The sequence below is a fragment of the Streptococcus sp. ELY_86 genome (assembly GCF_058314495.1).
Genome location: NZ_JBZFUK010000002.1, coordinates 380,192 through 395,587, shown reverse-complemented (window position 1 = coordinate 395,587; position 15,396 = coordinate 380,192). Strand labels below are relative to the sequence as shown.

General features: G+C 43.8%; 15 protein-coding genes. 13 read left to right on the top strand and 2 right to left on the bottom strand.

The genetic code is table 11. The features are described from left to right. Positions 1-34: 34 nt before the first annotated feature. The gene (gene nagB, locus AC4HAN_RS04825) at positions 35-736 is read left to right on the top strand and encodes a glucosamine-6-phosphate deaminase (protein WP_491091464.1); all 702 of its coding nucleotides are present in this window, start codon (positions 35-37) and stop codon (positions 734-736) included. Positions 737-1,090: 354 nt separating this feature from the next. On the opposite strand, the gene AC4HAN_RS04820 is transcribed toward nagB, so the two are convergent. Both AC4HAN_RS04820 and AC4HAN_RS04815 read right to left on the bottom strand, forming a co-directional pair. Next, a complete protein-coding gene (locus AC4HAN_RS04820) occupies positions 1,091-1,762 on the bottom strand; it encodes an ABC transporter ATP-binding protein (RefSeq protein ID WP_491091463.1) in 672 nt (223 codons plus the stop codon). 2 nt (positions 1,763-1,764) lie between these two features. Then, complete coding sequence (locus tag AC4HAN_RS04815; protein ID WP_491091462.1) at positions 1,765-2,823, bottom strand: ABC transporter permease; 1,059 nt, start codon at positions 2,821-2,823, stop codon at positions 1,765-1,767. Between the two features lie 328 nt (positions 2,824-3,151). Here AC4HAN_RS04815 and AC4HAN_RS04810 point away from each other — a divergent pair, with 328 nt between their 5' ends. From AC4HAN_RS04810 to AC4HAN_RS04755, 12 genes are all read left to right on the top strand, one after another. Next, the gene (locus tag AC4HAN_RS04810; RefSeq protein ID WP_491091461.1) at positions 3,152-3,601 is read left to right on the top strand and encodes a LytTR family DNA-binding domain-containing protein; all 450 of its coding nucleotides are present in this window, start codon (positions 3,152-3,154) and stop codon (positions 3,599-3,601) included. Continuing rightward, positions 3,598-3,981 (top strand): hypothetical protein, encoded by a 384-nt coding sequence (locus tag AC4HAN_RS04805; RefSeq protein ID WP_491091460.1) that lies wholly within the window; start codon positions 3,598-3,600, stop codon positions 3,979-3,981. The genes AC4HAN_RS04810 and AC4HAN_RS04805 overlap by 4 nt, the downstream gene beginning before the upstream one ends. A gap of 15 nt (positions 3,982-3,996) precedes the next feature. Continuing rightward, the gene (locus tag AC4HAN_RS04800) at positions 3,997-4,854 is read left to right on the top strand and encodes a CPBP family intramembrane glutamic endopeptidase (protein WP_491091459.1); all 858 of its coding nucleotides are present in this window, start codon (positions 3,997-3,999) and stop codon (positions 4,852-4,854) included. Beyond that, positions 4,851-5,825, top strand: coding sequence for a ketopantoate reductase family protein (locus AC4HAN_RS04795; protein WP_491091458.1), 975 nt, complete (start codon positions 4,851-4,853; stop codon positions 5,823-5,825). Before AC4HAN_RS04800 ends, AC4HAN_RS04795 begins: the two co-directional genes overlap by 4 nt. Positions 5,826-5,950: 125 nt before the next feature. Beyond that, positions 5,951-6,922, top strand: coding sequence for a competence protein CoiA (locus tag AC4HAN_RS04790; protein WP_491091457.1), 972 nt, complete (start codon positions 5,951-5,953; stop codon positions 6,920-6,922). Next, positions 6,915-8,729 carry an oligoendopeptidase F gene (gene pepF / locus AC4HAN_RS04785; protein WP_491091456.1) on the top strand — a complete coding sequence of 605 codons (1,815 nt, stop codon included), beginning with the start codon at positions 6,915-6,917 and terminating at the stop codon, positions 8,727-8,729. Before AC4HAN_RS04790 ends, pepF begins: the two co-directional genes overlap by 8 nt. Beyond that, positions 8,726-9,343 (top strand): HAD-IA family hydrolase, encoded by a 618-nt coding sequence (locus AC4HAN_RS04780; RefSeq protein WP_491091455.1) that lies wholly within the window; start codon positions 8,726-8,728, stop codon positions 9,341-9,343. The genes pepF and AC4HAN_RS04780 overlap by 4 nt, the downstream gene beginning before the upstream one ends. A 49-nt stretch (positions 9,344-9,392) precedes the next feature. After that, on the top strand, positions 9,393-10,100 hold the full coding sequence (locus AC4HAN_RS04775; RefSeq protein WP_491091454.1) for an O-methyltransferase: 708 nt from the start codon (positions 9,393-9,395) through the stop codon (positions 10,098-10,100). Positions 10,101-10,161: 61 nt separating this feature from the next. Then, positions 10,162-11,163, top strand: a complete 1,002-nt coding sequence (gene prsA / locus AC4HAN_RS04770; protein WP_491091453.1) for a peptidylprolyl isomerase PrsA — start codon at positions 10,162-10,164, stop codon at positions 11,161-11,163. A gap of 238 nt (positions 11,164-11,401) precedes the next feature. Beyond that, positions 11,402-11,887: an LURP-one-related/scramblase family protein gene (locus AC4HAN_RS04765; RefSeq protein WP_491091452.1), complete on the top strand. Its 486-nt coding sequence runs from the start codon at positions 11,402-11,404 to the stop codon at positions 11,885-11,887. A gap of 18 nt (positions 11,888-11,905) precedes the next feature. Continuing rightward, the gene (alaS, locus tag AC4HAN_RS04760) at positions 11,906-14,524 is read left to right on the top strand and encodes an alanine--tRNA ligase (protein WP_491091451.1); all 2,619 of its coding nucleotides are present in this window, start codon (positions 11,906-11,908) and stop codon (positions 14,522-14,524) included. A gap of 27 nt (positions 14,525-14,551) precedes the next feature. After that, a complete protein-coding gene (locus AC4HAN_RS04755) occupies positions 14,552-15,250 on the top strand; it encodes a DUF554 family protein (RefSeq protein WP_027975590.1) in 699 nt (232 codons plus the stop codon). The last annotated feature ends 146 nt before the right edge of the window (positions 15,251-15,396 follow it).

Here is a 15,396-nt window from a genome sequence, read left to right as displayed (position 1 = left end):
AATAGTTGTATAGACCATTTTTAAGGAGGATGCCATGAAAATAATCGTCGTTAAAGATCAAGCAGAAGGAGGCAGGAAGGCCTTTGAACTTTTGCAAAGAGAGATAGAAGCCGGCGCCAAAACTTTGGGTTTGGCGACAGGCAGCACGCCTTTGGAGCTTTATCGCGAAATACGAACTTCTAAGGTAGAATTTTCAAATTTAGTGTCTGTCAATCTTGATGAATATGTTGGTTTATCTGCAGAAAATCCACAAAGTTATGCTTATTTCATGCAGCAGCATCTCTTTGCTGCTAAGCCCTTTAAGGAAAGCTTTCTGCCTAATGGTTTGGCAGCTGATTTGCAGGCAGAAACCAAGCGCTATGACCAGCTTATCACAGAAAATCCTATCGATTTCCAAATTCTGGGCATCGGCCGCAATGGCCATATCGGTTTTAATGAGCCGGGCACTGCTTTTGACAGCACAACCCATATTGTCCATTTAAGCCCAAGTACTATTGAAGCCAACAGCCGCTTTTTTGATAAGCCAGAAGATGTTCCGACTCAGGCTATTTCCATGGGGATTGCTTCTATTATGAAATCTAAAAAAATTGTCCTCATGGCTTACGGCAGTCAAAAGGCTGATGCTGTTGCCCGCATGGTTAAAGGACCGGTTACAGAAGATCTGCCGGCCAGCATTCTGCAGAACCACCCTGATGTGACACTGATTTTGGATCATGCAGCAGCCGGCAAGTTATAATAAAAATAAGGAGCTGACAAGCTCCTTATAGATTGAAGAAAAAGTCTATTTTCTCAAAAAGTAATATTTTGTTATGATACTTTCCTTAGGTAGCACGGACGGCAGCGACTTCCTTCGGAATTCCATGCCTAGATTTTGAGCCTAGGTCTCAAAATCTCCGAGAGGCAGAAACTCAATGTTTCTGCCTCTTTTGCTACATCAGGAAGTATCAGATTAGGCTTCGCTCATTTCTATATCATCTTACAAAAACGAAAAGTGATACTATTCTATGATGAAACTTTAGAGAGAATTTAGTTTTGGGAGGCTGTAATGAATCTATGTGCTCGATAGATGACTGTTTCAGGCCTATTAAAGTTATCCTTTTTCCAGAACGCCGTCGCTGAGATGGTAGATATCATCTGCGAAGGCTTGCAGACGGCTGTCATGAGTGACAATGACGATGGCTTTATCACCTTGATGAGCCAGGTCAGCTAGAAGTTTACCGACTTCTTTGACCCGCTCACTGTCCAGTGCAGCCGTCGGCTCATCAGCCAGAACAACTTCCGGTTGGGTGTAAAGTGCCCGAGCAATAGCTAGGCGCTGCCGCTGACCGCCAGAGAGTTGGTCGGGGTACTTATCTTTTAACGCGTAGATATCAAGCTGTTTGAGGAGCTGTATCAGATCATCTGAGCTGATATTGCACTCTTTTTTGATGCGGTCGACCAGCTGAAACTGCTCCATAGCTGTCAAATAAGGAACCAGACTATAGTTTTGCAGGACAAAGCCAATCTTGTTGAGACGCAGATTATCCCGCTGCTTAGGAGTCAGCTTGAGCATATCCTGATTATTGATTGAAATACTGCCTTTGTCCGGTGTCTGCAGATCGCCTGCAATAGTCAAGAAGGTGCTTTTACCCGAGCCGGACGGTCCCAACACCAGAACAAGCTGCCCCTTATCAACGCTGAAATTCAGGTCTTTAAGGACGTGAACGCGGGCGCTGTCTTTGCCAAAATATTTGTTGATTTGTTTTAATGTTAAAACTGCCATGCTTAACCTCCGATGATGCTTATAGGATCAATTTTAGCGGTGATGCGAATCGGGATGAGCGATCCCAGCAGAGCCATGACAATCATGCCAACTGACACCAAAGATAAGAGATCCAGCTGGAAGGTCATAGGGACACTGTTAGGGATAGCCATGGCGGTCGCAACTGTCAGGACAATCCCAATCACAAGTCCGGCCACAGTCAATAAAAAGGACTGAGCCAGTGTAGCGCTCATCAAACGCCCGGCAGGAACCCCTTGAGCTCTGAGGACCGCATAATTATTGACCTTCTGAATAGTAATGATATAAAGGAAAACCGAGATGATAACCAAAGAGATAATCATCAAGAAAGCAATCATAAAGATAAACGTCTCATTTTGTGCGGAATAGCCCGGCAGTTTTTGGATCATGGCATCAATTGTGTAAGATTTGACACCATTCTTGTCAATCTTTAAGTTGGCATCTTTAGAGACAATGGCACTGGCCGCAAAATCTTTTGTCCCTTTGAGGGTTTGCCAGTCTGAGAGCTGTCCGTAAATAACAGGAGAAATATTGAGTTTGGCACCCTTGGTAAAGCCAACAATGGTAAAGGTTTTATCAGAGCCGTTGAGTTTGATACTGTCACCCACATCATAACCGTCCTCGGCCAGAGAGTCGTCGACAACAACCTCGTAATTCTTTTTAAAGAGGCGTCCCTCGGAAATGGCCATGTCTTGGGCAATGAACTGATCTTCCTTGATCCCAACAAAATTTGCAGCCTTTTTATCAGCGCCGTCAGCTGTCAAAATTACAGTCGTTTCACCAATTTGCGCCTTATCCTTATCTTTGCTGTAAGGACTTACCTGTTCCTTAGTCAAGAGTGACTGACGCAAGGTTGTGTTGGCATTATCATTGAGCAGGATACTTTTGACCTTCCAAGACTCAATAGCCGCAGTGTTTTCATGAGCCAAACCCAAAGCCAGACTAGTCATGATAAAGATGAGATAGGTGACGAGGGTAATCATGGCGATAACCATCCCATAGCGAACCTTCTCATGTTTCATTTCTTTTAAGGCGAGAAACATAAATAACCTCCTATGTGTGTCAATAGAGTAACTATACTACTATGACAAGGGCTTGTCAAAAAGTTTGCAGACAAATTAAAAATAAACGATTCTTGTGCTTAAAGGAGCCAGGCAGACGACTGTTTGATACAGCATTTATGAGGCTGAATGATCGGATTTATAGCCCATTTAAAAGGTTTGGCAAGATCATCACAAACGGCTGCCTGCACACTGTTTTAGCTATCCGATTGACAGAAAGGCTGTAATTCAGTTGCCCTATCCTGTATCTTAGTGGATATGGGATTTTTTTGCTGCTGGGGCTATGCTATAATGAATGGCAGGTGATACTATGAAATTAACAATCAAGCAAGACCCGTCTGTTAAAGATACAGCTGTCCATCTGACTTATAGGCAAAAAGATGAATTGGTCAGACGCATTCTTCGTTTTTTAGAGTCCGTTGATAAGCAGCTCAGCTGTTATCTGGATGGTGAAGAATATTTGGTTAACGTGTCTGATATCTACTATATTGAAAGTGTTGATAAAAAAACCTTTGTCTATCTGAACCAAGCGGTTTACCAGACAGACTTGCGTCTTTATCAGCTGAGCAGCGGCCTAGAGCCGTATGGTTTTGTACAAATCAGTAAATCCTGTCTGCTCAACATCGATCGGCTGGCAAGTATGCGTCCGCTCTTTAACAGCCGCATGGAAGCAACTTTGGATAATGGCGAAAAATTGATTGTCAATCGCAGTTACTTGCAGGCTGTCAAGGAAACCTTAAGAGGAGGAGAGGACAGATGAAAAAATGGTTTATCAATGTTTTTGCAACCACAGGGCTGTCCCTGCTTTTAGTCGCCTTAGTAGCGCTCTGTCTAGGGGCACATTGGCTGTATCTGGTCTCTATTTTTCAGGTACTCTTCTTAAATATCCTTATTCATCTCACGATATTAGCAACACGTTGGTTAGCTTTGACTTCTTTTCTTTGGCAGGCCTTGCTGGATATAGCAGTGATAGAGGGTCTGACCGGCCTTTTGGGACTTGTTTTCAATTGGAATCAGTGGCTGATGCTGGTTCTGATTGGGTTGATCATGTATGCTGTGTCTCAAGTTTTGGATCTTTTTGATCTCAATCAGGAAGCAAAGGAAATCAATGAGCTGATTCAAAAACGTCAGCACCGTTAAAAGAGCGGAGGGTTTATGGTTACTAACTCTAAATTAAAATTGTGGTCTTTTATTCTGATGATTTATGGTCTTTGTTTTGCCTGCCGTATTTTGGAATACCTTGTCTTGCGGACCGATCAGACAGTCTGGGGTGAGGCTTTTGTTCATAAATTAGCCGGGATCGCAATTCTCTTTTGGGCAGCTAAAAGCCGTGGTTTCAGTCTGCGGCAGCTGGGATTTTCTAAACGAGGTATTGGGAAGAATCTCCTAAGAGGATTGATTTTTAGCCTTGCTGTTTTTGCTTTGGCTTACGGTGCAGAAATTGCTGCGCTGACTGGCCGAGGGAAATTCCAAGGGTTAGAGGTTTACGTCAGTGTTTTTAATGTAGATAAAAATATCGAAAAAGAGGCAGCCCCCATTTTCTTTTTGCTTTGCATAGCTGGCAATATCATTAATGTCATTATGGAGGAAGGCATCTTTCGCGGACTTTTTCAAAGACTGCTGGAAGAAAAGTATCGTTTTATCATGGCTGCTGTTTTGTCCTCAATCCTCTTTGGCCTTTGGCATGTGATGGCTCCTATCAGAAGTTTGATTGATGGCGAGACAACGCTGGTGCAAACAGTTGTTCAGACGATAGTCTATGTCACAGCCTCTGCTTTAGTAGGATTTACTTTTGCACTCATGACTAAACTGACCGGCAGTCTCTATATGGCGATGATGGCGCATTTTATCAATAACAGCAGCGTCAATTTGCTGCATGTGTTGTCAGAATCCGGCAGTGATGAGCTGATGGCAGTGAGAGTGGCTGTTGCTCAAAGCTTAAGTTTATTGCTGGTTCTAGTCTGGTATAGTCATACTCAAAAACGTCACAGAAAGGAAGTAAAAAGCACATGAAGATCTTAGTCGTCGGTTTAGGCGTTATCGGAGCAACTTACGGTTATCTATTTGAAAAGGCAGGTCATCAGGTTGAGCACTATATTCGTGACAGCAGCAGTCGAACAAAGCTTGCTGCTCTGGACGTAGACCTCTTAGACGGCAGAAAAAGTAAGACAGGCTTACATGTGCAGGATCTTTACCATGTCCAAAAACAACGTCAAAGAGCCTATGATTTTATTTTTGTCAGTCTCCCTGAAGGAAAGATTAGGGAAGCTATCGATTACCTGCAGGAAAATCAGATTTCCGGTACGATTTTGCTGGCGTGTGGGATTTGGCAGGATAGGCATTCCTTAGATGAGCTGATGAAAGGACGTGACTATATTCTGGGCTATCCCGTAGCTGGGGGACGAATTTCTGACAAGCAGCTAACTGCCTGTGTCTTTGATCATTTTATGCTGGAAAAGAAAGACAAAGCTGGGATTTCCAACTATACGGATTTAGAAAAACTCTTTTCCAGCTGTCAGATCCAGCTGGAAAAGCCTTACGATATGCTGGAGTGGATTTGGCTGCACATGGCCATTAATGCCGGTGTTATCTCCACCATAGCTGCTCATGCCGATCTTAAGAATCCCAGTCAAGCAGCTGAAAATATGATTAGCTCAACTCAGTCGCTTTCTCAAGCTGTCAGAGCTATTCGTGAAACTGCTAAAATTGTAAAGAGCAGAGGGGTAAATTTGAAGTACTATCGGAACGAATTGCTGCCCTACCGACTGCCCATCCGGCTTTCTGCACCGCTTATGAAACGCATGTTTGCTAAAAATATTCTGAGCCGCACGATTATAACCCTGCATAACAATCTGCCCGACTTGTTTTTTGTATGTCAATGCCTTTATGATTTCGGCAAAAAGAAACAGGTACCGGCACCAACCTTTTATAAAACTTATAAAGAAGCTTTGCAAAAGATAAGCGGCAATAAAATTGAATTTTGAGAGCTGGTTAATACCTTAATCAGCTTTTTTATTGCTGCTGACAGCTGTCGGAGCAGCAAGGTTTATAAAATGAAAAAGGAGCTGAGGGTCAGCTCCTTTTCGTATAACTAAGTAGGAGGTCATTTATGTTAGCAGCATTTGATGAAGAAGGAAAGCTCGTGAATCTGGCTGAAACTGTTCCTCGCAAACAGCGCTTTACCTGTCCGGCTTGCGGAGAGGCAGTACGCCTTAGACATGGCTCCGTTATGCGGCCGCACTTTGCTCACATCAGTCTTCAAAACTGCCGGTTCTACAGTGAGAATGAATCAGCAGAACACTTGGGATTAAAAGCAGAACTGTATAAAAGTTTTTCGGCATTTTCTTCAGTTGAAGTGGAAAAGCTGCTGCCCGAATTAGGACAGATAGCAGATCTTATGGTTAATGAAAAGTTAGCGTTGGAAGTTCAATGCAGCCGCTTGTCCAAAGAACGTTTGCATGAGCGAACACAAGCTTACCGAGAACATGGCTGTCAGGTCCGCTGGCTGCTGGGGAAAAAGCTTTGGCTAAACCAAACGCTGACCAGCCTGCAACGAGATTTGCTCTATTTTTCGGCTAATATGGGCTTTCATCTCTGGGAGCTAGATTTGGATAGGCGCTGCCTGCGTCTGAAATATCTCATTTATGAAGATTGGCACGGACATGTTCATTATCTGGCAGAAGAGTGTCGCTTTGACGATAATCTTCTTGCTTTTCTGCGCCTGCCTTTTATTAAGCAGAAGATGTCTTTCTATCAGGTCAAAATGGATCAGCAGCTCCTGACTTATATTCAAAGGCAGCTGGCAGGGCGCAATCCTCATTGGCTTAAAAGACAAGAAGCTGCCTATTTAAAAGGAACTAACCTGCTCAGCCTAGATATGGCGGCTTTTTATTCGCAGGTCAGACCGCTTGACAGCGAAACTGGTTTTTGCCAAATTACTCAAGATTTATCAAACTTCTATACAGCCTTTTTCCAATATTATCGCAGCCAAGAAAATAAAAACATCCAAAAACTCTATCCGCCGGCTTTTTATGTTAAAATGGTTGGTAATGACAGCGAAAGAGGGGAAGCAAATGTCTGATAATCGTAAGCATATTGAGAAAAGATACCAGTGGGATTTAACAACCGTCTTTTCAAACGATAAGGATTGGGAAAACGAGCATCAAGCACTCGGCAGAGAGTTTGAAAAAGCTAAGGCTAAGGCAGGGCATCTTCTTGACTCCGGTCAGAGTCTTTTGGAGATTACTGAACGTTATCTGACTTTGAGCCGCCGTTTGGAAAAAATCTATGTCTATGCTTCCATGAAAAATGACCAAGACACGACGGTAGCCAAATATCAGGAATTTCAGGCTAAGGCGACAGCTCTGGCAGCAAAATTCAGCCAGACCTTTGCTTTTTATGAACCTGAATTCATGCTGCTGTCTGAAGAAAAGTATCAGGATTTTTTGGCAGACTGTCCCCAGCTGACTGCCTACAGCCATTTCTTTGAAAAATTGTTTAAGCAAAAAGAGCACGTCCTTTCTCACAAGGAAGAGGAATTGTTGGCTGCTGCCGGTGAAATTTTCGGTTCGGCCGGTGAAACTTTTGAAATTCTGGATAATGCCGATATTGTTTTTCCAACGATTCTGGATGAAGAGGGCCAAGAGGTGGAATTGACACATGGCAATTTCATTACGTTGATGGAATCCAAGGACCGTAAGGTCCGACAGGCTGCCTATGAGGCTTATTACAGCGTCTATGAGCAATTTCAGCATACTTACGCTAAGACTTTAGAGACCAACGTCAAGGTTCATAATTTTAAGGCTGAGACAAGAAAATATAAAAGTGCGCGTGAGGCCGCTCTGGCTGAGAATTTTATCCCGGAAAGTGTCTATGATACCTTACTAAAGGCTGTTAACAGGCACCTGCCCTTGCTTAGACGCTATGTTAAACTTCGCCAGAAAATTTTAAGACTTGATGATCTTAAAATGTATGATATTTACACGCCTTTATCAGAGATGGATATGAGTGTCACCTATGATGAAGCCTTAAAAAAAGCTGAGGGAGTACTGGCAGTTTTTGGCAAAGATTATTCAGAACGCGTGCACCGTGCTTTTACAGAACGCTGGATTGACGTTCAGGTCAATAAAGGCAAGCGCTCAGGTGCTTATTCCGGTGGGTCTTACGATACCAATGCTTTTATCCTGCTCAACTGGCAGGACACGCTGGATAATTTGTTTACGCTGGTTCATGAGACGGGACACTCTATCCATTCAGTTTTTACCCGTGAGAATCAGCCCTATGTTTATGGAGATTACTCCATTTTTCTGGCTGAGATTGCCTCAACCACCAATGAAAATATTCTGACGGAGACACTTTTAAAAGAAGTGACAAATGACAAGCAGCGCTTTGCCATTCTCAATCATTATCTGGATGGTTTCAAGGGAACAGTCTTTCGGCAAAGTCAGTTTGCCGAGTTTGAGCAGCGCATCCATCAGGCCGCTCAAGCCGGTGAGGTATTAACCAGTGACTATTTGAATAATCTTTATGCCGATTTAAATGAGAAATACTATGGCTTAGCCAAAGAAGAAAATCCTCAAATTCAATTTGAATGGGCAAGGATTCCGCATTTCTACTATAATTTCTATGTTTATCAGTACGCAACAGGCTTTGCAGCCGCCAGCTATCTGGCACATAAAATTGTGCACGGCACTCAGGAAGATAAGGACAAATACCTTAGTTATCTCAAGGCGGGAAATTCAGACTACCCGCTTAATGTCATTGCCAAAGCAGGAGTTGATATGACCAAGGGTGATTATCTGGATGCAGCCTTTAAGGTCTTTGAAGAACGGCTGACAGAATTGGAAGAATTAGTTGAAAAAGGAGTGCATCGTAAGGAAAGAATATGACACAAAGGACATTTATCTGGGATTTTGACGGGACTCTGGTGGAGTCCTATGGAGCCATTCGTGAGGTTTTAATCTTGCTTTATAAGTTCTATGGTCTGCCCTTTGATGAGGACTGGGTTATGGATTATATTATTAAAGAATCGGTCGGCAGTTTGTTAAGAAAGCTAGCAGCTGAACACCGTCTGTCTTTTGACGAATTGCTGGCTTTTTTTAATCGTGAGCAAGAAGCACGTGACCATATGATCAGCCTCATGCCTTACGCTAAAGAGGTTCTGCAGAAAACCAAGGAAAAGGGCATCCGGCATTTCATCTATACCCACAAGGGAGCGACAACACAATCAGTACTTGAGCGCTTAGGGATTGATCGGTTTTTCACGGAAGTCATTACTTCTGCCAATGGTTTTGCCAGAAAGCCTCATCCTCAAGGAATCTGCTATCTGGTGGATAAGTATGGTTTGGACAAATCGCAAGTCTATTATATCGGGGACCGCAGGCTGGATGCAGAATCGGCAGCAAATGCCGGTATCCACTCTATCAATCTCCATCAGCCTGACTCAGCTGTCAATCGTAAAATTGAGACTTTGAAAGATTTGCTTCTGCTGGGAGAGCTTTAAGAAAGAATTCTCTGGCACTGCCCAGAGAATTTTTGTTATAATAGAAATCATGGTTAAAACATACAGTAAAAATGCCAACCGCAACATGCGCCGGCCTGTAGTAAAAGAAGAAGTTGTTCGCTTTATGCGTGAACATCAGGCTCAGAATACAGGTTTTCTAAAAAAATTGGAAGATTTTGCACAGTCTGAAAATATTCCGATCATCCCGCCGGAAACATCAGCCTATTTTCGGCTGCTGATGCAGGTTTTGCAGCCCAAAAAAATTCTGGAAATCGGGACAGCTATTGGTTTTTCAGCACTTTTAATGGCTGAAAGTGCTCCTTCGGCCAAAATCACAACGATTGACCGCAATCCTGAGATGATTGCTTTGGCTAAGGACAACTTTGCCAACTATGACAGCCGCAGGCAGATTCGCCTTATTGAAGGTGAGGCTTCAGATATTTTAGCTGAGCTTGACGAGACTTATGATTTTGTCTTTATGGACTCGGCAAAGTCAAAGTATATTGTCTTTTTACCTGCTGTTTTAGAGCATTTGGCTGTCGGCGGTCTTGTTGTGCTGGATGATGTTTTTCAAGGGGGCGATGTGACAAAGCCGCTGGACGAGATTCATCGCAGTCAACGAGCTATCTACCGCGGTCTGCAGAAATTATTTGATGCGACCCTGACAAATCCTGACCTGACGGCCAGTCTCCTGCCGCTTGGCGACGGTCTGCTGATGATTCGTAAGAACACTAAAGAAGCCAAACTGCCCGATTAAGTCATCTTTAAGAAATTATGATATAATGAAAGGGTTAATGACAAAAAGGAGTTTATCAAGAATGAAAAAACGTACGATTGTTACAGGACTTGTGACCTTGCTTTCTGTTGTCACATTGGCGGCTTGTTCCAAAACATCACAAAGCAGCAAAATCATTACGATGAAGGGTGACACCATCACTGTCTCAGACTTTTATAATGAAGTTAAAGAGTCAACCGCTTCGAAACAAGCTGTGCTGTCTCTGGTCATTTCAAAAGTCTTTGAAAAACAATACGGAGACAAAGTTTCTGACAAAGAAGTCACCAAAGCCTATAACGAAGCAGTAAAATATTACGGAGATTCTTTCTCAAGTATCCTGGCATCCCGCGGCTATACTAAAGAATCCTACAAGAAACAAATTCGTTCTGAAAAGTTGTTGGAATATGCGGTGAAAGAAGAAGCTGAAAAAGAATTGACAGATGCCAATTATAAGGCGGCTTATGAGGATTACAAGCCGGAAGTAACGGCTCAGATTATCCAGCTGGATGACGAAAGCAAGGCCAAATCTGTCTTAGAAGATGCCAAAGCAGACGGAGCAGACTTTGCCAAAATCGCCAAAGATAATACTAAGGGTGATAAAACAGAGTATACATTTGACTCAGGTTCGACAGATCTTCCGAGTCAGGTGCTGACAGCTGCCTTTGCGCTTGACAAAGACGGTGTGTCTGATGTTATTACAACAGCCGATTCTTCAACGTACAAGCCTGTCTATTACATTGTCAAGGTTACTAAGAAAGAAAATAAAAATGCTGACTGGAAAGCTTATAAAAAGCGCCTGAAAGAAATTATCATCAACCAAAAACTGGCAGATACTAATTTCCGCAATGCTGTTATCGGCAAGGCCTTCAAAAAAGCTAATGTCAAAGTTAAAGACAAGGCGTTCAGTGAGATTCTCTCACAATATGCCACAGCAGGCGAAGGTGACTCTTCTGCTTCAACAACGACAACAGCAGCTTCAAGCGATGATGCAACAACAGCTGCCGATGACCAAACGACAAATGCTGAAACAACAGCGGCAGAGTAATCTGTAAGGATTGACGAATGCTGCAAAAGACAGTATAATTGACCTATCAAGAATTGATTTTTCACCTCTTTGCCCCAGAAAAATAGCGGTTGATGCGAGCTATGCAAAGCGAGAGATCTTGCTGCTTGATTGTTAAATTGAATACGAAAATAAGAATGACAAGTTCATTGAATGAAGGTGGTACCGCGGTTTTTTCGCCCTTCGTTTGATGGACTTGTCTTTGTTTAAGGACAGGTGTATGGCAAAAGAATTTAAAATTAAGGAAAAAATGTGGTCTATGGCCGGTAAATTTACCATCAGTGATGAACTGGGAATAGACTGCTATCAAGTAGAGGGAAGCCTCTTTAAGATTCCTAAGACTTTTACTGTTAAGGACATGGCGGAAAATCCTGTCAGTAAAATTGAAAAACGGGTGTTTGCTTTCCCTGCTGCCTTTGATGTCAGTATGGCAAACGGTCAGCATTTTACTATTAGAAAAGAAATGACCTTTTTCAAGCCTCGTTACAGTATTGATCATTTAGGCATCACCGTCCAAGGCAATTTCTGGGATATGGATTTTGAACTGCTGCATGACGGCCAGGTCATTGCCCGCATTTCGCAGGAGTGGTTTAAACTGGCCTCAACCTACACGATTCAGGTCTATGATGAGGTTTATTCTGACCTGGTTATCTCGCTAGTGATTGCCATTGACTATGTCAAGGAACTTGAAAATAATTCGAAATAAGAAAGGAATTCATACAAGATGAAACAATTAACAAGTGCCCAAGTACGCCAAATGTGGCTGGATTTTTGGAAATCGAAGGATCACGCGATCGAACCGTCTGCTAATTTAGTTCCGGTCAACGATCCGACCCTGCTCTGGATTAATTCAGGAGTCGCAACGCTGAAGAAATACTTTGATGGGTCAGTAACCCCTGAAAATCCTCGTATTACCAATGCGCAAAAGGCGATTCGGACCAATGATATTGAAAATGTCGGCAAAACTGCCCGCCACCACACCATGTTTGAGATGCTGGGCAATTTTTCGGTCGGCGATTACTTCCGCGATGATGCCATCAAATGGGGCTTTGAACTTTTGACCAGCCCTGAGTGGTTTGATTTTCCCAAAGACAAGCTCTACATGACTTATTATCCGGATGATAAGGAGTCCTACAACCGTTGGATTGAGGTCGGCGTAGATCCCAGCCACTTGATTCCGATTGAGGATAATTTCTGGGAAATCGGTGCCGGCCCTTCAGGACCGGATACCGAAATTTTCTTTGACCGCGGGGAAGACTTTGACCCGGATCATCTGGGTGTCCGCCTCTTAGCTGAAGATATCGAAAATGACCGCTATATTGAGATTTGGAATATCGTGCTGTCACAGTTCAATGCCGATCCTGCTGTTCCGCGCTCTGAGTATAAGGAACTGCCGCATAAAAACATTGATACGGGAGCAGGTTTAGAGCGTCTGGTTGCCATCATCCAAGGAGCTAAAACGAACTTTGAAACGGATCTCTTTATGCCGATTATCCGTGACATTGAAAAGCTGTCCGGCAAAACGTATGATCCTGATGGGGACAACATGAGCTTTAAGGTCATTGCCGACCACATTCGCTCACTTTCATTTGCTATTGGTGATGGGGCTCTTCCCGGAAATGAAGGACGCGGCTATGTTCTGCGCCGTTTGCTGCGCCGTGCTGTCATGCACGGACGCCGCCTTGGTATCAACGAGCCCTTCTTGTATAAACTGGTTCCGACTGTCGGACAAATTATGGAGTCTTACTATCCGGAAATTTTGGAAAAACAAGACTTTATTCAAAAAATTGTCAAACGTGAAGAAGAAACATTCGCCCGCACCATTGATGCCGGTTCAGGCCACTTGGATCAATTGCTGGCTGATCTCAAACAAGCAGGCAAAGAGACGCTTGCCGGCCAAGATATCTTTAAACTCTACGATACCTATGGATTCCCTGTAGAATTAACCGAAGAACTGGCTGAGGATCGAGGCTTTAAGATTGATCATGATGGCTTTAAAGCTGCCATGAAAGAGCAGCAGGAACGGGCTCGTGCCAGTGTCGTTAAAGGCGGCTCAATGGGCATGCAGAACGAAACCCTGTCCAATATTAGCGAAAAATCGGTCTTTAATTATGAAAAAGAAGCTCTCGACAGTAGGCTGTCTGTTATCATTGCAGACAATGAGCGCACCGAGGCTGTTTCAGAAGGAGAAGCTCTCCTTGTCTTTGCAGAAACACCTTTTTATGCCGAAATGGGCGGTCAGGTCGCTGACCACGGTCTTATCAAAAATGATAAGGGAGACATTGTTGCGCGGGTGACAGATGTTCAAAAAGCACCAAACGGTCAGCCTTTGCACACGGTAGAAGTTTTGGCCAGCTTGTCAGTCGGAACAGTTTACAGGCTGGAAATTGACCATGACCGCCGCAACCGTGTCATGAAAAACCATACGGCAACTCACTTGCTCCACGCTGCGCTTCACAATGTCATCGGCAACCATGCTACTCAGGCTGGTTCTCTCAACGAAGAAGGATTCCTGCGCTTTGACTTTACGCATTTTGAAGCTGTTACAGCTGAAGAGCTCCGACGCATTGAAGCCGAAGTCAATGAACAGATCTGGCAAGCTGTGCCGGTCACAACTATTGAAACAGATATTGATACGGCGAAGAAGATGGGAGCTATGGCTCTCTTTGGTGAAAAATACGGGAAAAATGTCCGTGTCGTCTCCATCGGGGATTATTCGATAGAGCTGTGCGGCGGTACTCACCTGAAGAACACTTCTGAAATCGGCATCTTCAAGATTGTCAAAGAAGAAGGTATTGGTTCAGGAACGCGCCGCATCCTGGCAGTAACCAGCAAAGAAGCCTTTGAAGCTTACCGCGAGGAAGAAGACAGCCTCAAAGAAATTGCTGCAACACTTAAAGTGCCGCAAATGAATCAAGTTGTAAGCAAGGTCACTGCCCTTCAGGAACAGCTTCATCAGCTGCAAAAAGAAAATGCCGAATTGAAAGAAAAAGCAGCTGCGGCTGCAGCCGGAGATATTTTCAAAGAGGTGAAAGAAGCAAACGGTCTTCGCTACATTGCCAGTCAAGTTGAGGTTTCCGATGCAGGTGCTCTGCGCACCTTTGCTGATAATTGGAAGCAAAAAGACTATTCAGACGTTCTTGTTTTAGCAGCAAGTATCGGTGAAAAGGTTAACGTTCTTGTTGCCAGCAAGAGTAAGGACGTCCACGCCGGCAATCTGATTAAGGAACTCGCACCAATTGTTTCCGGCCGCGGCGGCGGAAAACCTGACATGGCTATGGCTGGCGGATCAGACGCCGGAGCTATCCAAGAGCTTTTGGCCGCTGTCGCTGATCATCTCTGATAAGGAGAATTAGCATTGGGCACTTTAATGAATGTTGCTTTGATTATAGTTGGCGGCGGTTTGGGGCTGGGATTTAAAAACCATCTCAAACCCCAGCTGCAGAAAACCCTGATGCAGGCAACAGGTGTAGCGGTCATCTTTTTAGCCATTGCCGGTGTTTTGGGGAAAATGATGGCGGTTGATAACAATCATCTTCAAAGCGGGCATAGTTTTCTGCTGATTATCAGTATGGCTCTTGGTGCTGTTCTGGGTGAGCTCTGTCAGATCGAGGCACGCATTGAGCAGTTCGGTGATTTTCTCAAACGCAAAACAGGCAGCCAAGGAGACAGTCAGTTTGTTGACGGCTTTGTCACAGCAACCTGCACCGTCTGTGTCGGAGCGATGGCTGTTGTCGGCTCTATTCAAGATGGTATTTACGGCGATGCTTCTATCCTGCTGGCTAAGGGTGTGCTGGATTTGATTATCATTGCTATTTTGTCAGCCTCCTTAGGCCGAGGCGCCATCTTTTCAGCTATTCCGGTAGCTGTTTTTCAGGGCGGCGTCACGCTTTTAGCAGCTTTAGCAGGAAATTTTCTGTCAAGTCAGGCCGTTGATGGTATAGCCCTTGTGGGCAACGCGATTATCTTTTGTGTCGGCACTAATCTGGCCTTCGATACAAAGGTCAAAGTCGCCAATCTCCTGCCGGCCCTCCTTATCGCTGTTATTTGGAACAGCTTTGCAGGTTAACATTTCTAGGAATAAAAAGACCTAAGTTCATGTGGACTTGGGTTTTTCTATTGTTCAATTTTTATTAGTTTATCGTTTTTTTTCTTTTCCTTATAAAATTCTTAAATTTATTTTTTATACTAGGAAACAGAAAAAAGGAGGACAGC